This is a genomic window from Dolichospermum sp. LEGE 00240 (assembly GCF_015207875.1).
In the GTDB taxonomy this organism is placed as follows: domain Bacteria; phylum Cyanobacteriota; class Cyanobacteriia; order Cyanobacteriales; family Nostocaceae; genus Dolichospermum; species Dolichospermum gracile.
In genome coordinates, this window is the sequence record NZ_JADEVZ010000017.1 from 1 (window position 1) to 19950 (window position 19950).

Consider the following 19950-nt stretch of genomic DNA (forward strand, 5'->3'; position numbering starts at 1 on the left):
CTAATCCATGTCCCATCTTGTCGCCAATTGCGGAAATATGTATATACAGTTTGCCATGGGGGAAAGTCTCCGGGTAAGTTTCGCCATGTACATCCTTGAGTTAATACATAAAAGATGGCATTAAGTATGCACCAAATATCTACTTCTCGTTTTCTACCACCAGTTTTAGCTGCTGGAATTAAATGTTCTATTAGTTCCCACTGTTCTCTAGTTAAGTTGCTGGAGTATACTTTACTCATTGCTCTCTACGGTTCTGTATCTTTGTATTTACAGATTATACCCGGAGAGCTTTTTTTACTCAACTTCTAACTTTTCAAACACCCTCTAACCTGTGTTCTTCTAAGTTAGTTTTTCCTCTCCTGTAGCCACTGGCAAATCTTTTTGAGTGCTATATTCTGTCCAAGAACCTTCATAGATTCTGACTTTGGGATAATTAAGCAGATGCTTTAAAACCACATATTGTAATGTAGCTTCTCGTCCTGTACTACAAGAAACAATAATGTCATTTTCAGGAGTAATCTTTTTATCTGCCAGAATTTTCTTAATCTCATCTAATGACTTTAGTTTATGAGGATTTTTAGCATCTGTAAATGTTACCCAAGGAATATTCCGCGCACCAGGAATATGTCCATTGCGTATCCAAATATTTTCCTCACCCCGGAACAATTTTTCTGGTCTAGGATCAATAAAGGTAACTCCTGGCTTACCAATAAATTTTCTCACATCATTTAAACTCACACGCACTGAAGGGTTATCCCGAACTGTGAATTTACTGACTGAGTATTTAGGAAATTCTTTTGTGACAACTTGATCAGTTTTATAACCAGTATAACCACCATCTAATACGGCAATATCTTTCAATCCAGAACGTTCTAGTAAATAAGCAACCATTGTCGCACCTAAAACATCTCTACCATCTGAATATACGAGTACACGACTATTATTTGTTACTCCTGAATTGGCAAATATTTCGCCTAGTTTTTGATTGTCCCAATATTGTACTGGTAATCCTTCTTTTGGTCCTCTAAAAGCCGTATCAGCAATGTTTACAGCATTGGTAAGATGTCCTTCTATATAGTCGAGAGGAAAATTACGTACATCTAAAATTCTGAGGTTGGGATCTTTGGCGTTTTCAGCTACCCAATTTGACGAAACAAACTGAATGTTAGCGCGAGAATCAACTGATAATACTGGCAAAGGTAATAAGGGAATACTTACTACAAAGGCAAAAAACACTGTCACCAAAGCAAATAACTTAGGTTTTTTCAAACTTTTGAAAGAGAAACTTTTAAACGTCATTTTTACCCTTCTTTGTATTTAATCAAACTATTTATTATTAGTGAACTTACTTTAATTAGCAGTAATATTAAAGTAATTTCAAAAACTTTATTTCACGCAGTTATGACTGTTAAACCAAGAATTTTAGCAAATCGCTCTATGTAAAATTCTGTAGGATTAGCAACTTGTTGAATGGATTCCCGTTGACGTAAATTTTCCCACCATTGATGCAAACGGGGTGTTTCTGATGGCAGTGTAAAATTACGGAACTTTTCTAAAACTGGTAATCTTTCAAACCAAGGATAGAAACTAATATCAACTAAACTCAAATTTTCCCCTAACCAGTAAGGACCATTACCAGAAAGTTTACCTAATCCTTCTTCCTCAATATACAAAAGAGACTCTAAAAACTCTCTCCGTCCTTGTTCTTGTTCCTGGGTATCTTTACCCCGCAGCAATTTATTAAAGGCTGGGACTAAACGAGTATTAGCATAATCGCCCCAAATTCTCGCAACTGCTTTTTTAGCAGGATCATGAGGTAACAAAGCGGGTTCAGGAAATACTTCTTCTAAATACTCATTGATAATTGCAGACTCGTATAGTTCTACATCTCCATGCTTAATCGCAGGAACTTTACCGTAACGAGAAATATCGGTAAAACCTTCTGGTTTGTGCTGTAAATCAATTTCAATTGGTGTGAAATCAATTCCTTTTTCTAGTAATACCACACGGGTTCTTTGGGAGAAGGTAGAACCTTTAGCGTAATAAAGTTGAATGTTACTCATTTTGTTGATTAAGATTTGTGGGAATTTTTAGTTAATTGCCAAAATCGGCAGTTGCATGACAAAAACATAGAAGTGAAGCAATTTCACTCCTGTTTTGACAGGTAAACTACCAGGGTTTAGCATTAACTACAGTTTATTGGTCGGATTGTCGTATTATATTAGGAGTATTCCATAGTTTTTACTAAAAAACAAGTCTTTTAGCAAACATTCTTCTCAAAATTTACCAGCCAAAATGCCCAACAATTTAACACTTGTCCATAGCTTGCTTCTCTTTAGTACCGCGTTTATTGCCGGGTCACTTAATGCTGTAGCGGGCGGTGGTAGTTTTATTACATTTCCCACCTTAATATTTACTGGTATATCGCCAATTACCGCCAATGCTACAAATAATACTGCTTTATGGATTGCAGCTATGGCCAGTGCAGGAGCATATCGTCACAATTTGCATATTCCACGACGACAACTGTTGATACTATGTGTTACCAGTTTAATTGGTGGAGGAATTGGCTCTGTTATTTTGCTATATACATCAGCGGATATGTTTAAACAGCTACTTCCTTATCTGTTACTCTCAGCCACGCTGATATTTACATTTAGCGAACCCTTGAAAATGTGGTTACAATTTCAAAGCCAGAAATCATCATCAGAATCTCCACCTTTATTAATTCTCGTGATTGCACAATTAGCAATATCTATTTATGGAGGTTTTTTTGGTGCAGGTTTAGGAATTTTAATGTTAGCAACTTTAAGTTTTTTAGGTATTAAAAATATTCACACCATGAATGCTTTTAAATCCTTTCTTGGTAGTTGTATCAACGGTATCGCTATTTTTCCTTTTATGTTCGCTGGTTTAATTGCTTGGCATCAAGCTATTTTAATGGCTGTGGGTGGTTCTCTTGGTGGTTATTTGTGCGCTCATTATGCCCGGAGATTAGACCCTCGTTTTGTGCGGATATTCGTGATTGTTGTTGGTTTTAGTATGACTACTTACTTTTTTATTCGGGGATAAAATTGATAACTATCTTCAGCTATTTATCCATTCAAGAAAAGAATGCCACAGATGCATAGGTGGCGTTGAATAGAGTGAACTCCAACATATACAAGACTTTCGGGTGTTGGTTTACTCTTTGCTTCACAATGCTACCGCGAACGAGAAGCCGCTTTGCGTCTACGTTCCTCAACCTACCATAGATCCAAGAGGTAATTTCAATAAAAACGTACTTTCAGTTCGTGAATATGAATTAAAAACAATTAATAAACTTTTGAGTAAAAGTGTCACCACAAATCATCATCTTAACCTTGATATCCTAGCTAAATATCGTGCTGTAAAAGCTTGGTACATTGCTGTGTATGAAGGAATAGTGTTAAAAGCTATATACAGAGTTGACCCTACTTCACTTGAGACTAAGTTCAGTTATTGGGAATCTAGAATACGTGGAGGAATGGAATCTATTAATAACCCTAAAATCCCTTTAAGTTTAATAGAAAAAGAAGGTGAATTAGTTTATCCTAAACCAAATGAACAAACACTTTAAGGAAATTTGCCACTTTGAAGTAACCTTCATAATGTTAGAGATAATTGCTTTGAAGTAGTTAAACAAACTGATTCTTTCTGAGTAAGAAGACATTCATAAAGAGTCATAGCATCCTTCGGGTTTTGAGATTTATCTAGAAATCGAAAAGCTGAGGATGCTAAATAAGATGGCTCTTGTTCAAAAGCCATCCAACTTCTTTCTAGCTGTTCAGCGGCAAAACCTGTAGTATTTGATCCTGCAAATATATCTAGAACTTTATCTCCAGTATCAGTCAAAAATTTAATGAAAAACATGGGCAACTTTTGAGGAAATCTCGCTGGATGAGGAGGTATAGAAATAGATTTACATAATTGAATATAACTAGAGTTACTTTCAGTATTTGCAATTTCTAACAAATTTGATGGTATAGCACCACCGTTATCAGTAGCAAAATTCTTACTAATATCATGGACTGAAGGTCTTTCTTTCGGTGTATAGTATTTTTGAGGATTTGCCTGTAGTTTCTTCATTCGCTCAGAGTAAGGCACTAAAACATTACTAACATTTGCTTTAGGATGATCAGTTTTTGAGAGCCACCAGACGGTATTTACAGAGTCCTTTGCCCGAATTTTTCGCTTATTAACCCACTCAATTGGTGAAGGTAGTTTAGCTGGGTTATACCAAAAAAATTCTTCAGCCAGCCTAAATCCCAATTCATCACAAAGTTTAATTAAAACTCGATAGTTATAGAGAGAGCGAACTGGACGTTTACTTTCATAAGCCCCACCTAAATCAAGTACGAAACTACCAGTTGAATTCAGAACCCGATAAACTTTTTTAGAAAACTCAAGCAACCAATCAACATAATCTTCCTGCTCTACGTTACCATAAGATTTCTTGCGTTGTAACGCAAAAGGTGGTGATGTCAGCACTAAATCTATTGAGTCAGATTCTAGTTGATCTAGCAATTGAAGGGAATCACCAAGATAAGCTGCACCGCAGTCTGTAGTATATAGTGGATTTGGAAGAATCATTGTCAGACGCACTAAAAGTTAGTTATATAAATATATAATACTACAGTACCAAAGAGATATATTTTTTATATTAGTCTTTGCAAAGAGTTATGAGTAATGTGATGGATCAAGCTAAGAAAGAACGTTTAGAATCTAAAGGCTGGAAAATTGGCACAGTTTCCGATTTTTTGGAGTTAACAACTGAAGAAAGTATCTTTGTGGAAATTAAACTAGCTCTCAGTAAAAACTTGAAGGAAAGTCGCCAAAAATTGATGACTCAAAGTGAACTTGCTGCTAAAATTAGCTCCAGCCAACCTCGAATTGCTAAAGCTGAAAATGGCGATGCTTCAGTTTCAATTGAATTATTAGTTCGGGCAATTTTAGCCACTGGTGCAACTCCTCAAGATATTGGCCAGGTTATTTCAGGTGTGAAGTAAAAGAAATCATGAAAATGTGTTGGTTTGTGTTTCTTAACTCAAGCAACAAGATGAGCGATCGCCATGTTCAAACTTTTATTTGAAAACAGAAGTAGCGATCGCTCTATCCCTCAACCCCTCTTACCTTTGTGTCCTTTGTTCATAAAACCATGAATTAATACTCAGAAGTCGGGGATTTGGATAATATTGACAAATTGTTCTCATTTAGAGAACATATAGAAAATCAACATTTGTATTTCCAGATGAAAAACAAAATATGCACTTAATCAGCATTCGTAACTTACGTGCTGATGCTGATAAATACCCAGATGCAGTAGAATCGGTTAACTCCTGGTATCGAATGATAAAATCTGCATCATGGCAAAATTTTAATGAACTTAGACAATTTTATCCCACAGCAGATGCAGTAGGCAATTTTATTGTATTCAACATCAAAGGTAATTCTTATCGTTTAATTGTTAGTATTGATTATGCCATCCAAACAGTCTACTACAAATATTTTTTAACCCATGCTGAGTATGATAAAGAAAAATGGAAAAATGATCCTTTCTTTTAACAGGAGTTAACCATGACCATTTCCTTAGATAAAACCACCTACAGTCAATTATTAGTAGAATATCAACCCAAAGTCATCACCACCGAAGCAGAATATGATCAAGCATTAGAAACTGTGGAAAAATTAATGGCTGAACAACAACGTACACCCGAACAAACTGCCATCTTACAATTATTAGTCACTCTCATTGAAGAATTTGAAACTAAACACTACCCTATTGAACCATCATCTCCCCATGCAATGCTAGAACATTTAATGGATGCTAGGGGAATTAAACAATCTGATTTAGTAGGAATTATTGGTTCTAAAGGTGTGGTTTCTGAGATTGTGAATAGGAAAAGAGCAATTAGTAAAGCTCAAGCAAAAGCTTTAGGAGAATTTTTTAATGTTTCTCCAGCATTGTTTATTTAATAGTAAAACTTGCTATTAGCTTCTCCATTTCATAACTTGAATTTAAGTTCTAATCCTGAACAAGCTCTTCAACTGATTGCATCGGCATATAAAGTTTCATCGGATTTTGCTTAAATTGCCCAAAGCCATACTTTATATAAAAATTTACAACCTCCTCATCTAAGGCTTCGGCTACCACAGCTAGAGAACCAACCTGTCTAGAGGCATTAAACGCCCTTTTCAGAGCATCCACCAACATTAGCTCACCAAATCCCTGCCCTTTTTGTCTATTATCAACAGCAAGACGACCTAACAGCGTAGCTGGTAGATAAGGATAACGAGGCAATCGTTTCGCAGAAGCTTCATGCAGAACTGTAATATCAACAGTATATGCAGAGAGCGTGTAGTAAGCTAAAACATGGGAATCAGGCTCATCAATCAAAACAAATACAGTTGCAACTCTTTTTTTGAGATCCTGAGATGCTTGTTTATATAGATAATTATCTAAACTATCTTGCCCACAGCAAAATTCAGTGCGGATATGCCTACGACTATCTAAAACTTCGATCTTGAGAACCATTACACTGAAATTACTTGCTTATATCTTAGTGCCGCTGCTTTTAGGGCATCATTCGGCTTGGGAGGATTGAGTAAAGCATCAACAAAAGCTTCAGCATCACCCATACTCAGCTTGAGGGTTTGGTGTCGTTCGATGACTCGCAAAGCCTCTGCCTGAACACTGGCAATCACAAAATCCGTTAGGGTACGTCCTTCTAAATCGGCTGCTTTCTGCAACAAAGCTTTAGTTTCTGGAGTGATACGAGCTTCAAGTCTCGCTATCTGTTTTGGAATAGGTGCAACATCCATATCAATCTAGTTTTAGATGGACTCTTAAACTATAATTATATACGGCAATATGCCGTAGGTCAAACCATTAGGAAATCCATATTTTTGTATTCTAAAAAGCCTTACACTAAAATCTTTTTAACTCTGTCAACTGTCACCTGCTATAGCTGCTACTGGTAAAAATCCACCAGCTTGCATTTGCCATAATCTGTGATAAGCACCACCCTTAGCCAATAACTTAGAGTGAGTACCATCTTCAATAATGCGACCGTGATCAAACACCAAAATCCTGTCTAAATGAGCGATAGTAGATAAACGATGGGCTACCACAATGACTGTTTTTCCATTCATTGCTGTGTCTAGAGTATCTTGAATGGCTTTTTCAGTAATGGAATCGAGGCTAGAAGTGGCTTCATCTAAAATTAAGATGGGTGCATTTTTGAGGATAACACGGGCGATAGCAATTCGTTGTCTTTGTCCCCCAGAAAGTTTAACACCACGTTCTCCCACCAAAGAATCATAACCTTCCTTTATCTGGGTAATAAAATCGTCAGCATAAGCTTTTCGTGATGCTTCTATCAATTCTGCTTCTGAAGCTTCTAAACGTCCATAGAGAATATTTTCTAACAAAGTTCGATGGAATAGAGAAGGATCTTGAGGAATCAAGCTAATTTGCGAATGTAGGGCTTCCTGAGTCATATCTTTAATATCCAACCCATCAATTAATATTTGTCCTGATTGGGGGTCAAATAAACGCAAAATCAGATTAACAAAAGTAGATTTCCCAGAACCAGAAAAACCCACCAATCCGACTCTTTCACCTGGTTGAATAGTGACAGAAAGATTATTAAATACAGTCTTTTCTAATGAGTAGCCAAAATGCACCTGCCGAAACTCAATGCTACCCTTCGTGATGGCGTGATCTATAGCATTATCCCGATCAATAATTTCATGGGGTTGAATAATAGTATGAACACCATTAGCGACATTACCGATATGTTCAAACAATTCCAGAAACCGTTTGCTTAAATTGCGGGCTTCACTAATGATTAACAACGATAAACTAGTAGCAACAACGAAGTCAGCCGCAGTAATCTTTCCTTGACTCCACAGAGAGAGTGAGTAATATAGAGTACCGATTTTCAGAATTGCTGCTGAGATAAACTGAAACCAGCGAATTCGTTCAGAATACCAGTTAGACTTTCTCACCTCTTTGAGTTCGCGCTTTAATTGGTCATTCAAATAGCGGCGTTCAAAACCCAAACGGGCAAACAGTCGGCTACTGGTGAGATTTGTCACCGAATCTACAATAATGCCAGTGGTTTCACTTCTAGCCGCTGCGGCTTTCCGGGCATAAATTCGGCAACGAGTCGCCAACCAGAAGGAAATACTGATAAATAAAACTGCCCAAATGCCCACAAATGCAGCCAGAGGAGGATAGGCGCGATAGAGTAAAATTGTAGAGACGATATAAACGATAATTACTGGCATAAATTCAGTAATCGTCATTTGCATGGTTTGGGTGACACCCAGGGAAGTTTCCGCAATGCGATGGGCTAATGCGCCAGCAAAACTACTGCTGAGATAACGATGGGAATGTTGCTGTAAATACGCATATAGCGATCGCACAATATGCTGTCGGTGGATAGGATGGAGGATAGTCTGTAACAGTCCAGCAGAACGCCCGAATACTACCTCACCTATACTCAAGGACGTGAACAGGATTAGAGGTTGCCTCAAGCTATCAAAAATGAGTTTGCTGTCTCCTGTGGAGCGTGTGACACTGCGGATCATCTCACCGATAGCATAAGGTAACATAATTCCACAAGTGGCGTGTATGATCTCCAGAGACACCATTAACACATACCACCAGCGGAACTGATTAACGAAATAACAAATAAATTGAAAAGGAGTATCTGGTAATTCTGGCGCATTGGGAGCGCGTTGAAAAGATTTAGAAAGTTTGATTTTTTTCATCATTTTATCTACTGTAAAAAATAAAAATAGACGGCTGGAACAACCGTCCGGTAAAGTTTAATAAAATCATCGAAAAGCCACCTAACGCAGAGAATCTCCCCGACGATATTCTGCGGTGATATCGTCTAATTTTTGTTTCAAATTGTCATCAAGTGTTACTTCCAAAGCCTTGAGACTTTCAAAAAGTTGTTCTGGACGACTAGCACCAATGATGGGGGCTGTAATAATCGGATTAGCCAGAACCCAAGTTTGGTTGTTGGTAATGTCATATTAGTTGTAGAATTTTTGTCTCACGCAGAGGCGCAAAGGAATAGAGATGCAAGAGTATGGTCTAAATATATTAGAGTTACTCATAATTCACTAATCTTCTCTTTTCTTAATTTCTCTGCGTCCTCTGCGCCTCTGCGGTTCATTTTCTTCATTATTTGATGTAGAGACGTTATGTATAACGTCTCTATGGGATTTATTTGGCGTAACCTCACAAGGTCATTTACACACCTACCAAGGTTTTGTTCTCTACTTGAGATTCGGTTTTAGGTAGTTTGGATTCTACTGCCGTACCTTTGAAGAAATCGGGGTTGGCTTCGGTGTAGAATTTATAAGGATTACCGAACACATAGGCTTTGAAGTCAGCTTCAGAAATCACGCCTTCTCTGACCAAATCCCAGCTTTCCGCTAAAGGTGCGGTAAGATCCGGTACATCCCAGTGACCAACATCAGAGGAGTAAATGGCGTTGAGTTTGACTCCCAAGGGGTTGGCTTTGTCGTTGAATGCGGCTGCAATGGTGCGATCATCGGACTCAGAACCAAAGAAGAAACTGTTCACCCAGCGATCGCGGATATCTTCAATTGATTGAATCCCTGCTGCACCAAAATCTTCTAGTTCCCTACCCACTGGTGAACGGCTATGACGGTTGAAGGAAGAACCCAATACACTCTTGGTTAACTCTTCTTTGCTGAGGGAATGTCCTTGAGTAATGTCACCACCGTACTGTTCAAACAACTCAAACAACTCATCAGGATTAGCTAAATCTGGGTTGTAGTTTTGCAGCCCTTCTAAACTCCGTTTGGAGAAACGGTCTACTAAATGAATGTAAACATGAGCGCCCCAGTCTGCACCACCTTCAAGCATCCCCACACGCAATTGTGGGAAACGTCTAGTTACACCACCGAAGAATAAGGCTTTGGCAAAGGCTTGAGAACCATCGGCAAAGTGACCGATATGGTTGTTCATGTAGTTACTAATGGAAGAGCGTCCTGTCCATCCTTGACTACCGTAATGGGTGGTGAGAGGTACACCTAATTCGACGGCTTTAGCCCAAAAGGGATCATAGTCGTATTCACTATCTAGTCCGAAAAAGTCAATGTAAGAGGCATATTTGCCGATTTCGGGGAATTGATCGGCTGGGTATTTATCTGTGATCGCCTTAATTGGCCGTCTCACACCACCAGGAATATTTGCAACTTTCAACCCTAGTGTATTTACTGCAAATTCTAACTCTTCAATCGCTTCTTGGGGAGTAGTCATGGGGATACCAGCTACCACAGTTAAGCGATCGCTATATTTGCGGTAAATATCGGCATGATAGTGATTAATTGCCCGTTGCAATAATTGCCGATTCTCCTTACTTGCACCAGCCGCAGCTAAGGCATTATTGGGAAATAATACCGAATAATCTGATCCTTGCTCCCCTTGACGTTCATAGAGTAATGCGGGGAGGGTATAGGTAGCCAAATCTAAAGTATTACGGGTAACTCTAGCCCACCAAGGCGATCGCAATGTCCGATTATATTGGCGTTCTTCTGGAGTTTGTTGATACCAGTCTTTATTTTCACTCTTAGGATTAAGACGAGAAGATTCAGCCTTGCGTAATTCATCTACCAGTTTCACACCGCCGTAGTCAGCAATATAATCCTCAAGGGCAGGAGTAAAGTCATTAGTGTGAACATCAGTATCAATGACAGGATAATCGAGATTGGCTCTAACTGCGGCGGAGGGGAAGCTCTTCAATTTGCTATATTTACTCATATTTTCCTTAGAAAAGTTACAAGACGTTTTAGAAACCAGACTTCTCAAACAATTGCAGAATCTAAAAGTTATGAATTTTCAAGAAATCGGGGATCTGTGGGAGATCGTGCTGTTGATTTTGACTTGAGTTTGATACATGAGATTAAGGATTCTTGTTTTTTGGACAAGCCTAACTTTCCGATAGTTTGAAATCCCGGTAGGCTTTTAACGTCTGTGCTGACGGGATGGTTTAGATACCCGACTTCTTTGAGAAGTCGGGTATCTGTATAAATCACGCAAATGCCAATATTTTTTCCTGTTGTTTAGCAGCAAAACGATTAACTGGACGACGTAAACCAAGGTTTTCACGCAACGTACTACCCTCGTATTCACTACGAAATAGTCCGCGTTTTTGCAGAACAGGAACAACTAAATTCACAAACTCATCCAACCCTGTCGGTAGTATCGGTGGCATAATATTAAAACCATCCGCCGCACCACAGAGGCACAGAGTTCACAGAGACATGAGGTTTTGAGAGATATTTTGCGTAAGTCCTGAAATTTTTGTGTAATGGCAATTATTTAAACTGCCGCTAATACCTTTTGATATTGATTAACTGGACGAGATAAGCCCAAATTTTCCCGCAGAGTCTTTCCTTCATACTCAGTACGGAACAATCCCCGCCGCTGTAATTCAGGAATTACTAAATCCACAAAATCATCTAGTCCACCGGGAAGATAAGGAGGCATAATATTGAAGCCGTCAGCAGCATGGTTAAGAAACCAGCTTTCTAGTTGATCTGCTATTTGTACCGGTGAGCCGATAATTGTCCAGTGGCCACGCGCTCCCGCAATCCATTGATAAAGTTCTCTAATGGTAAAATTGTGTCTACGAGCAATATCAATTAATAATGCTTGGCGGCTTTTGTTATCATTGGTTTCTGGTAAATCTGGTAGTGGTCCATCGAGAGGATAACTGGAAAGATCCGTGCCTATGAGTCCCTGTAATAGAGCCAAACCAACCTGGGGATGTATTAGGTCTTGCAGTTCTTGATATTTGGCTTTTGCGTCTGCTTCTGTTAGTCCCACGACTGGAAAAACACCGGGCATAACCTTGAGTTGATCCGGGGTGCGTCCATATTTTGCTAATCTACCTTTAACATCTGCATAGAAGGCTTGACCATCTTCTAGGGTTTGTTGAGCAGTAAATATAACTTCCGCAGTTCTACCAGCCAGTTCTTTACCATCTTCAGAAGAACCTGCTTGGACAATTACAGGATAACCTTGGGGTGGACGGGCAATATTCAATGGTCCGCGCACGGAGAAGAATCTACCTTTATGGTTCAGTTCATGTATTTTATTGGGGTCGTAATAAAAAGCTGTTTCCTTATCACGGACAAAAGCGTCGTCTTCCCAGCTATCCCAAAGACCTTTGGCTACATCAATAAATTCATGGGCGCGGATGTAGCGTTCGGCGTGAATAGGATGGGCTTCTAGACCGAAATTTCCGGCGGCTTCACTACTACCAGTTGTGACGACATTCCAACCTGCTCTTCCCCCGGAAATATGATCTAAGGAAGCAAATTTGCGTGCCAGAATATACGGATCTTCATAAGTAGTAGAGGCGGTGGCGATAAAACCAATTCTTTCTGTCACCGCAGACAAGGCTGAAAATAGAGTAACGGGTTCAAAGTCTCCACCGAAGGCAGTCCGGCCTTCAGCACCAGGACGATGTTGTAAGGCTAAACCGTCAGCGAGAAAAAATGCGTCGAATTTACCGCGCTCGGCTGTCTGGGCTATCTGCTGATAATGCTCAAAGTTAAGAGCGCCATTACTCCGTGCTTGGGGATGTCGCCAAGCTGCAACGTGCTGACCTGCACCAGGTAAAAATGCACCAAGTCTTAGTTGTTTTTTTTGTTTGCTCATATCAGACTCCTGGTAATATTTTTTACTAAATGAATATAAGATAATGAAAATTTTCTGGTATGGCAGTTGTCGCATATATCAATGTGATCACCGCATAAGGCATTAGGGTTAGTGGTAGGTTTTCGATAAAACTACTGTATCTCGACTGATTTATTGTAGATTAATAGTAGAATCTCACAACTCTCATGAAAAAGCAAGTACCTTTTTGTGGAAAATATGGTGAACTAAATTTATTGTCAGCTAATTGTTAGATATTCTAAATATTTGATGACTCTAGAGTGTGCAAATTGGGCGATCGCCCACTCTAACCTGAGTTCGGTGTTAGGAGTTTCTCCTTCGGAGACGCTACGCGAACGGAGTTATGATTTTTTCAACGAGATCATAAGGGTTTGAGACTCATGGCGAGGTTTCCACAAATTATCTTATGTCGAACTCAGGTACTCTACACAGAATGTATGGAACAAATGTACTTACATTTGCCACAGTATTGGGTAATTTCTAGAAAATATTCAGCAATTTTAAGAATCTTGCATACAATCACTCTAAAGCCGATAGAGTTATGGTATTTTACTTATTGTAGGTGTGGTACTATCACATCTGACACCCAAAATTAAAATAATTGCGGTTAACAGCCGATAAATCTATCAATGTACAGTAGTATTCTGAATACAGATCCGAATAGTCAAAACTACGCCCTTCTGGATCTTTCTGCGAAAGTGGAATACGCGCTCCTAGCACTGTTAGAACTAGCCAGACATCACGATAAGAAAGTGCCTTTGACCATGAACGAGATTGCGGTCAAGCAACCCATACCGGAACGCTATCTCGAACAGATTCTCACTCAAGTGCGGCGTGCGGGTTTGGTACAGAGTCAACGTGGCTCAAAAGGCGGTTTCGTGTTAGTGCGTGAGCCTTGGCAAATTACTTTGCTAGAAATTGTCACCTTGGTGGAAGGTGAACGGAAAGAGAAAGAAAGCTCTGAGACTCCGACGATAGAAAAAACTTTAGTTGTAGAAATCTGGGAACAAGCTAACGCGGCTGCAATTGAGGTTTTGCGTAGCTATACACTCCAAGATTTGTGTCAGGAAAGAGAGACTCGCGCTCAAAATAATCCCATGTATTACATTTAGTTACTAGGAGGTCTAGCAATGCGAATAGCGAAAAATATCACTGAATTAGTGGGTAAAACGCCCTTAGTGCAGTTAAACAAAATTCCTCAAGATTCAGGAGCATTGGCGCAAATTGTTGTCAAACTAGAAAGTATGAATCCGGCAGCTTCTGTAAAAGATAGAATTGGCGTGAGTATGATTCAAACGGCAGAGGAACAAGGCTTAATTATTCCCGGTCAAACTACTTTAGTTGAGGCAACTTCTGGAAATACAGGCATTGCTTTAGCAATGGTTGCAGCCGCTAAAGGCTATAGGCTGATTTTGACGATGCCGGATACGATGAGCCAGGAAAGAAGACTTATGCTAAGAGCCTATGGGGCGCAATTAGAGTTAACACCAGGGGTAGAGGGAATGCGGGGAGCGATCGCTAAAGCTACAGAAATAGTCGCCATCACCCCTAATGCTTATATGTTGCAACAATTCAGCAATCCTGCTAACCCCCAAATTCACGCTCGCACCACCGCTGAAGAAATTTGGCATGATACGGATGGGGAAGTTGACATCCTCGTATCAGGAGTAGGAACTGGAGGAACAATTACGGGCGTATCCAAAGTAATTAAACAGCGCAAATCCAGTTTTCAAGCAGTTGCAGTTGAACCAGTTAATAGCCCAGTGTTATCAGGAGGAAAAGCCGGTCCACACAAGATTCAAGGTATCGGACCCGGATTTATTCCCGCCATTTACCGTTCTGAACTGATAGATGAAGTCATTCCAGTCTCAGATGACCAAGCGATTATCTACAGTCGGCGGTTAGCAAAAGAAGAAGGACTGCTATCAGGAATTTCTGCTGGTGCGGCTTTATATGCAGCGTTGCAACTAGCTAAACGTCCAGAGAATGCCAATAAATTGATAGTTATGGTCCAGCCTAGCTTTGGTGAACGCTACCTCAGTACCTCGTTGTTTAAAGATGCGGATGAGAATGAATGGTTAACTAAACTTTGAAAATTTAATCATTGGTGATAGAAATAATTATTTTTTTATCTCCTGTCTTTCCTGTTAATTAACCCTCTTCTGTCATTCTCGCCAAATCAAAATCTGAAACCATTATTTATAAAGGCTTTTGGTGATTTATTAATCTTTCAAAATACTCGCCATATTTTGTTAGTAATAACCGGTTCAAACCTTTAAGATATATGGATTTTAAAATTAGGAAATTATTTTTTGATTCCCAGTTTGACAGAAGAGAGTTAAGTAGGTTGGCGTTGAGAATCGTCGTTATAGCAAGGCAAGAGACAAGAGGCAAGAGTAAAGAATTTTTCAGAGATTTTACGTTTCTTTACACAGTTTGGTTTTATTGTGTTCACCTACTTACTATCATTTTTTCACCAAAAAAAATAAACAAATACAACTACCAAAAAGTTTTAACGGACTTAAAGCTTGACCTTTCCAGACAATTACAACCCCTAAACCTATCAGTACAAATGGCACAAAATAATTACCATATTTGGTAAAAAAATTAGCTATTTTTTGTTGATGGGTTAACTGATATGCTGCATAACACCAAATTGCTAACAGGAGAAAAAATAACCCGATAATTATGAAAAAACTCTCTAATCTAACACTAGAAAATAACGGTATATAAATGCTAATATTATCACTACCATTAGCCACCGTTATCGCTGCCACAGTGTAAATTTTTGGTGTTAAAAAAGATGGTGTTATCTCCTGGGTTCCATCAGCTAATTGTTCTGTTTCCTTATTCACTAAACTACTAATACCAATAGCAATAGGAATTAAGCCTAGTAAACCAATCCATGATTGAGGCAAAATCAGTCCACCAAATAAACCAGGTAAACTGAAGATGACGAGAATCGTAAAACCTAAATATTGACCAACAACAATTTGCCAAGGGCGAAAATTCTCATTTACTTGAGCAAAAAACACTAACAAAATTAAAATATCATCAATATTAGTGGCTATGAAAGCAACTAACCCGGTAATAATTGCTGTCAATAAATTATTCATTTTGGATGATTTCAACAGTAATTACTTAAATCATGTAGGTTGGGTTGACGTAAGGAAACCCAACATTTTCAATATTTCCCACATTTTCGGTATTTTGTTGGGTTGCGCTGTCGCTTAACCCAACCTACTTTTTTTTACTTTATTTATGACATTTTCAGTATTTCCCACATTTCCGATATTTTGTTGGGTTGTGCTGTCGCTTAACCCAACCTACTTTTTTTTAATTGAACCTGAAACATATTAGATTGAATTTAGTGTTCCAAATATTGCTATCTTGATAAATAGTGTTATATTATGCAATTTTACAATGAATCAGGTTGCTACTGCTTTTACAGAAGGCATAATTGCCTTTGCTGCCACTAATATTGACGACATTATTATTCTATTGCTATTTTTTTCGCAAATAGATAGAAATTTTCGGCGTAGACATATTTTTATCGGTCAGTATCTTGGCTTTACAGCCATTATTATTCTCAGCTTACCAGGTTTTTTCGGTGGCTTAGTTATCCAACGAGAATGGATTGGATTGCTAGGAATATTACCAATTGCTATTGGGATTAAACAATTAGTCAATCGGGAAGAAGAAGGTGGAGAAGTTCAGACAGTGAATACTGAAAATAATAGCCCTCCATCTTCTTTTTTATTAAGCATTTTACATCCCAACACTTATAAAGTTGCGGCTGTGACAGTTGCTAATGGTGGTGATAATATTAGTATTTACATACCCCTATTTGCAGGTCAAAATATTGTGGGTTTAGGAATAATTTTGGCGGTATTTTTTGTCATGGTAGGGGTTTGGTGTGGTATCGCTGATTTATTAAATCGTCAAGGTAACATTAGTTATATTTTAAGTCGCTATGGTCAAGCTATTGTTCCTTTTGTATTAATTGGTTTGGGGTTATTTATTATGTATGAAAGAGGAACATTTAATTTATTATTTGGATAAGTAAATTAAAACCCGGAGAGATATAGAGTTAATTATGCTTGTCCGACTAATTTCCAACTTACCATCATTAAGATGCTGTAGATAATAAATCTGAGTGGACGTTGAGGGGTAATTTCGCAAAGTTTCGCACCAATGAGAACTCCGGGAACAGAACCTATCCAAATAGGTATGACTAAACTCCAATCAACAGTTCCTAAAGTCAGATGTCCCAGGGATGTAAATATTAGTAAAATGGCGGCTTGTGTAATATCTGTACCTACTAATTTTCGGGCATCTAACCGAAAAAAAGCGATTAATGCTAGGGCGAACATAGAACCTGATGAAACACTTGTCATTCCCACACAAAAGCCTAAAATTGCGCCAATAAGTAAGGATAAAAAACGTCCTTCATTCGTTTTTAAATTTAATTTTGGCAATTCGGGTAAATTAATTTTGGGGAAAAATGTCATCAACAACATTTGGATTAATGCTGCTAATGTAACTATCAAAATCATTATTCCTAGTAACCGCAGTAAAAGGTTATCTAGGTTATGTTCTCCACTTTGTCTGAGTTGGTGTAAAACCCCTACTCCCAATAGCGAACCAGAAACACTACCCATTGACAACCATTTAACTACTTCTAAATCAAGGGTTTTCTGTTGCCAGTGTTTTACTCCCCCTACTACTTTCATTAATGTAGCTGCAACCACATCAGAACTAATAGCAATAGAAGGTGGTACTTGAAACACAAAAATCAACATAGGAGTGATCAAAGATGCACCACCTATACCTGTTAAACCCACAATGATGCCAATAAAAAAGCTGAAAGCTGGTAGTAATAAGTAGTCCATACTGGTGTTAGTGTAAGTTAATTGAGAATTGAGAAAGATAAGCTCGAATAGACTCAATTTTATGAATACAAAAAATCGCTGTCTAAGTTTGTTCAGGATGATTTTTTATAAATCTTGTAAGTAGACTTTTATTACTCCTGAAGGGTAATTTTTTAGCTTAAGTGTTGAAAGATACCCTAGTTTTGGCAATTTTTCATAAAACTACATCATCTCTATCAACTTACTGTATTATAAACTTATAAATAATAAAATGTCTAGTAAGTAGTGAGACAGAATTAATTACACAATGTCATTGCGTTAGCCATATGGAACGAAGTGAAATGAAGCAATCGCAAGGGTTGTGATTGCTTCCCTTCGCTCGCAATGACTGTAAATATTTTTGTCCAATTACTTACCAGTATCTATATGTCTTAGTGAGAATTTCCTGATTTTCAGGACTCCGCAGGCAATTATTTCTCTTGTCTGGACTACGATAGTTGATTTATTCTCAGTATTTTGATAGAAAATGATACTTGTATACTGGATGGAATTATGAAAAAACTAAAAAAAAGTCGGGGTGAAAGCAAGTCACCGCTTAATTTTCTGAAAAACCTGTTACTTTCCCATTGGCGTTCTTTGTTGCTGATATTTATGGGTGTGTATTTGCCTTTGCAGGTTGTGGAAATCCTGGCGGTGAGGATTTGGCAAAATGACGGTGGTTTTCTCTGGGATATGCCAATTTTGTTGGCAATTCACTCTACAGCTAATCCACAACTGGATATTTTTGCCGTATTGCTGACTAAATGGGGATCATTCTGGACTGTATTACCTGTATTAAGTGCGATCGCTCTAATATTATGGAAGCAAAGAAAATGGAGAGCTCTTGCTTACTTACTGACTACAGCTTGCGGGAATCTGCTTATTAACCGCACAGCCAAAGAATTTGTGCACCGAATACGTCCCCATTTATGGGTATCAAAAGCACCTGAATTTGATTATGGTTTTCCCAGTGGTCACGCCATGACAAGCATGACACTAGTAGCAATTGTAGTAATTTTAACTTGGCATCGTCCTTGGCGTTGGTTAGTCCTAACTATTAGTAGTTTGTACCTGTTAGCTATTGCTTGGACACGCCTTTATCTTGGGGTTCACTTTCCTAGCGATATTCTCGCCGGTTGGATGGTTGCATTAGCTTGGGCTATTGGTGTCAGTCTAATTATTCAGCCTAATTTGCATAGAGTTACCGCTATTAATAGCAGTATAGAGACTGAAACTACTCTGCTGTCTGAAGAAACCCGGTTAATTAAAAATGAGTTGAGTCGGTTGGGTTAAATAGATATCTCCAAAAATTAAAGATACTTGACCTGAAAACCCTCTAGAGACGTTCCATGGAACGTCTTTACAATCTTTTTTGGAGATGTCTAATGACAGCGCAACCTAACCAAGTCTTGATGATGTTGGGTTTCCTTGCGTCAACCCAACCTACTCAACTAATGACTATTAAGCTTTTTTAGTAGGTGCGTTAGTAATTTTGGCATCTATAACTGCTTGGGTAACATTAGGAACAAACCAGTTAATCTCACCAGCTTTAGGAATTTGTGTTCCCACTTGGTTAAATTCAATTGCACTTGTATCTGGGTTGGTTTTCAATACCACTTTAGTGCCATTAAAAACTTTAATGACAACACCATCAGTTAATTCTTCCTTCTCCCCATTCAACCCTAAAGCTACAGCTTTAACATCTGTGGGTAGATAGATTCCTTTGCAATTCCATTTATCTTTTGTCGTTTGACCATCAGCTAAAAAATATAATGCTGCACCATTGGAATAATCATCATCTTCCAAATTTGGTTCTGTGCCATATATAGCTAGAGTTTTTCCTGTTTGATTACTACATTGTCCCCAGTCAATTCCTGACTCAAAAGCAGATTTTTGAAATTCTAAATCATGGATTTTTTGGTCAATTTCCTCTGGTGTATAACCAGTTAACGGGGTTTGTGTAGCTTTCGCCGTTTGTAATTGTTGTAGTTTTTGATTCAGTGTGATGTAATCAGGATTTTTCTTGTATTTTGGCGGATCAGCTAATGCAGAGTCAGCAAATACTAAACTCAGACATAACAATGCAAGAACTAATATGGACTTCCAGCTTTTCATGGTAGTAGTTTCCGGTTTGAGAATATTTAGCTGATAACTATGAGAAAAAGTAGTCAAGATGATAATCAGATGTAAAGATTGATGTTCTTTAAAAAAAATCTGTGAAATTTGAGTTTTTTTTCTGATCATAAATTAATTTCGTATTCCAAGTTACCATTATTAGATTACGTTGGCAAC

At 38.3% G+C, this 19950-nt stretch carries 21 protein-coding genes and 1 pseudogene; 9 read left to right on the forward strand and 13 right to left on the reverse strand.

Translation table 11 applies throughout. The features are described 5' to 3' along the window. From IQ226_RS07825 to IQ226_RS07835, 3 genes are all read right to left on the reverse strand, one after another. Nucleotides 1–239 (reverse strand): transposase (locus tag IQ226_RS07825; protein WP_193894234.1); only part of this gene is annotated, 239 nt, incomplete at its 3' end. Nucleotides 240–339: 100 nt separating this feature from the next. Then, on the reverse strand, nt 340–1299 hold the full coding sequence (locus tag IQ226_RS07830) for a sulfurtransferase (RefSeq protein ID WP_193894237.1): 960 nt from the start codon (nt 1297–1299) through the stop codon (nt 340–342). Between the two features lie 92 nt (nt 1300–1391). Further along, nucleotides 1392–2063: a glutathione S-transferase family protein gene (locus tag IQ226_RS07835; RefSeq protein WP_193894240.1), complete on the reverse strand. Its 672-nt coding sequence runs from the start codon at nt 2061–2063 to the stop codon at nt 1392–1394. A 232-nt stretch (nt 2064–2295) separates the two neighbouring features. On the opposite strand from IQ226_RS07835, the gene IQ226_RS07840 reads away from it, so the two are divergent. Both IQ226_RS07840 and IQ226_RS07845 read left to right on the forward strand, forming a co-directional pair. Next, nucleotides 2296–3072, forward strand: a complete 777-nt coding sequence (locus tag IQ226_RS07840) for a sulfite exporter TauE/SafE family protein (RefSeq protein ID WP_193894243.1) — start codon at nt 2296–2298, stop codon at nt 3070–3072. A gap of 103 nt (nt 3073–3175) precedes the next feature. Next, on the forward strand, nt 3176–3598 hold the full coding sequence (locus IQ226_RS07845; protein WP_370567103.1) for a hypothetical protein: 423 nt from the start codon (nt 3176–3178) through the stop codon (nt 3596–3598). Between the two features lie 26 nt (nt 3599–3624). Here IQ226_RS07845 and IQ226_RS07850 read toward each other — a convergent pair whose 3' ends face one another. After that, complete coding sequence (locus tag IQ226_RS07850; RefSeq protein WP_193894246.1) at nt 3625–4611, reverse strand: site-specific DNA-methyltransferase; 987 nt, start codon at nt 4609–4611, stop codon at nt 3625–3627. Nucleotides 4612–4712: 101 nt separating this feature from the next. On the opposite strand from IQ226_RS07850, the gene IQ226_RS07855 reads away from it, so the two are divergent. From IQ226_RS07855 to IQ226_RS07865, 3 genes are all read left to right on the forward strand, one after another. Next, nucleotides 4713–5027 carry a helix-turn-helix transcriptional regulator gene (locus tag IQ226_RS07855; RefSeq protein WP_193894396.1) on the forward strand — a complete coding sequence of 105 codons (315 nt, stop codon included), beginning with the start codon at nt 4713–4715 and terminating at the stop codon, nt 5025–5027. 256 nt (nt 5028–5283) lie between these two features. Beyond that, nucleotides 5284–5583 (forward strand): type II toxin-antitoxin system HigB family toxin, encoded by a 300-nt coding sequence (locus IQ226_RS07860; protein ID WP_193894248.1) that lies wholly within the window; start codon nt 5284–5286, stop codon nt 5581–5583. 12 nt (nt 5584–5595) lie between these two features. Beyond that, nucleotides 5596–5994, forward strand: coding sequence for a type II toxin-antitoxin system HigA family antitoxin (locus IQ226_RS07865; protein WP_193894251.1), 399 nt, complete (start codon nt 5596–5598; stop codon nt 5992–5994). Nucleotides 5995–6043: 49 nt separating this feature from the next. On the opposite strand, the gene IQ226_RS07870 is transcribed toward IQ226_RS07865, so the two are convergent. The 6 genes and pseudogenes from IQ226_RS07870 to IQ226_RS07895 form a co-directional block, all read right to left on the reverse strand. Further along, entirely contained in the window at nt 6044–6553 is a 510-nt protein-coding gene (locus IQ226_RS07870; protein ID WP_193894254.1) for a GNAT family N-acetyltransferase, read from the reverse strand. Continuing rightward, nucleotides 6553–6840 carry a DUF1778 domain-containing protein gene (locus IQ226_RS07875; protein WP_193894257.1) on the reverse strand — a complete coding sequence of 96 codons (288 nt, stop codon included), beginning with the start codon at nt 6838–6840 and terminating at the stop codon, nt 6553–6555. The genes IQ226_RS07870 and IQ226_RS07875 overlap by 1 nt, the downstream gene beginning before the upstream one ends. A gap of 126 nt (nt 6841–6966) precedes the next feature. Further along, nucleotides 6967–8799, reverse strand: a complete 1833-nt coding sequence (locus IQ226_RS07880; protein ID WP_193894261.1) for an ABC transporter ATP-binding protein — start codon at nt 8797–8799, stop codon at nt 6967–6969. A 487-nt stretch (nt 8800–9286) separates the two neighbouring features. Beyond that, nucleotides 9287–10825: an amidohydrolase family protein gene (locus IQ226_RS07885; RefSeq protein WP_193894264.1), complete on the reverse strand. Its 1539-nt coding sequence runs from the start codon at nt 10823–10825 to the stop codon at nt 9287–9289. Nucleotides 10826–11096: 271 nt separating this feature from the next. Next, nucleotides 11097–11303: pseudogene (locus IQ226_RS07890) on the reverse strand (nitrilotriacetate monooxygenase); the annotation flags it as partial. 83 nt (nt 11304–11386) lie between these two features. Then, nucleotides 11387–12730, reverse strand: a complete 1344-nt coding sequence (locus IQ226_RS07895; RefSeq protein ID WP_193894267.1) for an LLM class flavin-dependent oxidoreductase — start codon at nt 12728–12730, stop codon at nt 11387–11389. A gap of 647 nt (nt 12731–13377) precedes the next feature. On the opposite strand from IQ226_RS07895, the gene IQ226_RS07900 reads away from it, so the two are divergent. Both IQ226_RS07900 and cysK read left to right on the forward strand, forming a co-directional pair. Continuing rightward, nucleotides 13378–13860 (forward strand): Rrf2 family transcriptional regulator, encoded by a 483-nt coding sequence (locus tag IQ226_RS07900; RefSeq protein WP_193894270.1) that lies wholly within the window; start codon nt 13378–13380, stop codon nt 13858–13860. A gap of 18 nt (nt 13861–13878) precedes the next feature. After that, on the forward strand, nt 13879–14841 hold the full coding sequence (gene cysK, locus IQ226_RS07905) for a cysteine synthase A (RefSeq protein ID WP_193894272.1): 963 nt from the start codon (nt 13879–13881) through the stop codon (nt 14839–14841). A 372-nt stretch (nt 14842–15213) separates the two neighbouring features. Here cysK and IQ226_RS07910 read toward each other — a convergent pair whose 3' ends face one another. Further along, nucleotides 15214–15864 carry a cadmium resistance transporter gene (locus IQ226_RS07910; RefSeq protein ID WP_193894275.1) on the reverse strand — a complete coding sequence of 217 codons (651 nt, stop codon included), beginning with the start codon at nt 15862–15864 and terminating at the stop codon, nt 15214–15216. A gap of 307 nt (nt 15865–16171) precedes the next feature. Between IQ226_RS07910 and IQ226_RS07915 the strand changes: the two genes are divergently transcribed. Beyond that, nucleotides 16172–16810, forward strand: a complete 639-nt coding sequence (locus IQ226_RS07915; protein WP_193894278.1) for a cadmium resistance transporter — start codon at nt 16172–16174, stop codon at nt 16808–16810. Nucleotides 16811–16842: 32 nt separating this feature from the next. Here the strand turns inward: IQ226_RS07915 and IQ226_RS07920 are convergent, their stop codons facing one another. Continuing rightward, on the reverse strand, nt 16843–17640 hold the full coding sequence (locus IQ226_RS07920; RefSeq protein WP_027401191.1) for a sulfite exporter TauE/SafE family protein: 798 nt from the start codon (nt 17638–17640) through the stop codon (nt 16843–16845). A 531-nt stretch (nt 17641–18171) separates the two neighbouring features. Here IQ226_RS07920 and IQ226_RS07925 point away from each other — a divergent pair. Further along, nucleotides 18172–18951, forward strand: a complete 780-nt coding sequence (locus IQ226_RS07925; RefSeq protein ID WP_193894281.1) for a phosphatase PAP2 family protein — start codon at nt 18172–18174, stop codon at nt 18949–18951. A 168-nt stretch (nt 18952–19119) separates the two neighbouring features. Here IQ226_RS07925 and IQ226_RS07930 read toward each other — a convergent pair whose 3' ends face one another. Then, nucleotides 19120–19902 (reverse strand): hypothetical protein, encoded by a 783-nt coding sequence (locus IQ226_RS07930; protein ID WP_370567104.1) that lies wholly within the window; start codon nt 19900–19902, stop codon nt 19120–19122. Nucleotides 19903–19950: the final 48 nt, after the last annotated feature.

Coding starts and splice junctions, on each gene's coding strand:
- IQ226_RS07830 (WP_193894237.1), bottom strand. CDS start 1,299: ATGACGTTTAAAAGTTTCTCTTTCAAAAGTTTGAAAAAACCTAAGTTA.
- IQ226_RS07835 (WP_193894240.1), bottom strand. CDS start 2,063: ATGAGTAACATTCAACTTTATTACGCTAAAGGTTCTACCTTCTCCCAA.
- IQ226_RS07840 (WP_193894243.1), top strand. CDS start 2,296: ATGCCCAACAATTTAACACTTGTCCATAGCTTGCTTCTCTTTAGTACC.
- IQ226_RS07850 (WP_193894246.1), bottom strand. CDS start 4,611: ATGATTCTTCCAAATCCACTATATACTACAGACTGCGGTGCAGCTTAT.
- IQ226_RS07855 (WP_193894396.1), top strand. CDS start 4,713: ATGGATCAAGCTAAGAAAGAACGTTTAGAATCTAAAGGCTGGAAAATT.
- IQ226_RS07860 (WP_193894248.1), top strand. CDS start 5,284: ATGCACTTAATCAGCATTCGTAACTTACGTGCTGATGCTGATAAATAC.
- IQ226_RS07865 (WP_193894251.1), top strand. CDS start 5,596: ATGACCATTTCCTTAGATAAAACCACCTACAGTCAATTATTAGTAGAA.
- IQ226_RS07870 (WP_193894254.1), bottom strand. CDS start 6,553: ATGGTTCTCAAGATCGAAGTTTTAGATAGTCGTAGGCATATCCGCACT.
- IQ226_RS07875 (WP_193894257.1), bottom strand. CDS start 6,840: ATGGATGTTGCACCTATTCCAAAACAGATAGCGAGACTTGAAGCTCGT.
- IQ226_RS07880 (WP_193894261.1), bottom strand. CDS start 8,799: ATGATGAAAAAAATCAAACTTTCTAAATCTTTTCAACGCGCTCCCAAT.
- IQ226_RS07885 (WP_193894264.1), bottom strand. CDS start 10,825: ATGAGTAAATATAGCAAATTGAAGAGCTTCCCCTCCGCCGCAGTTAGA.
- IQ226_RS07895 (WP_193894267.1), bottom strand. CDS start 12,730: ATGAGCAAACAAAAAAAACAACTAAGACTTGGTGCATTTTTACCTGGT.
- IQ226_RS07900 (WP_193894270.1), top strand. CDS start 13,378: ATGTACAGTAGTATTCTGAATACAGATCCGAATAGTCAAAACTACGCC.
- cysK (WP_193894272.1), top strand. CDS start 13,879: ATGCGAATAGCGAAAAATATCACTGAATTAGTGGGTAAAACGCCCTTA.
- IQ226_RS07910 (WP_193894275.1), bottom strand. CDS start 15,864: ATGAATAATTTATTGACAGCAATTATTACCGGGTTAGTTGCTTTCATA.
- IQ226_RS07915 (WP_193894278.1), top strand. CDS start 16,172: ATGAATCAGGTTGCTACTGCTTTTACAGAAGGCATAATTGCCTTTGCT.
- IQ226_RS07920 (WP_027401191.1), bottom strand. CDS start 17,640: ATGGACTACTTATTACTACCAGCTTTCAGCTTTTTTATTGGCATCATT.
- IQ226_RS07925 (WP_193894281.1), top strand. CDS start 18,172: ATGAAAAAACTAAAAAAAAGTCGGGGTGAAAGCAAGTCACCGCTTAAT.
- IQ226_RS07930 (WP_370567104.1), bottom strand. CDS start 19,902: ATGATCAGAAAAAAAACTCAAATTTCACAGATTTTTTTTAAAGAACAT.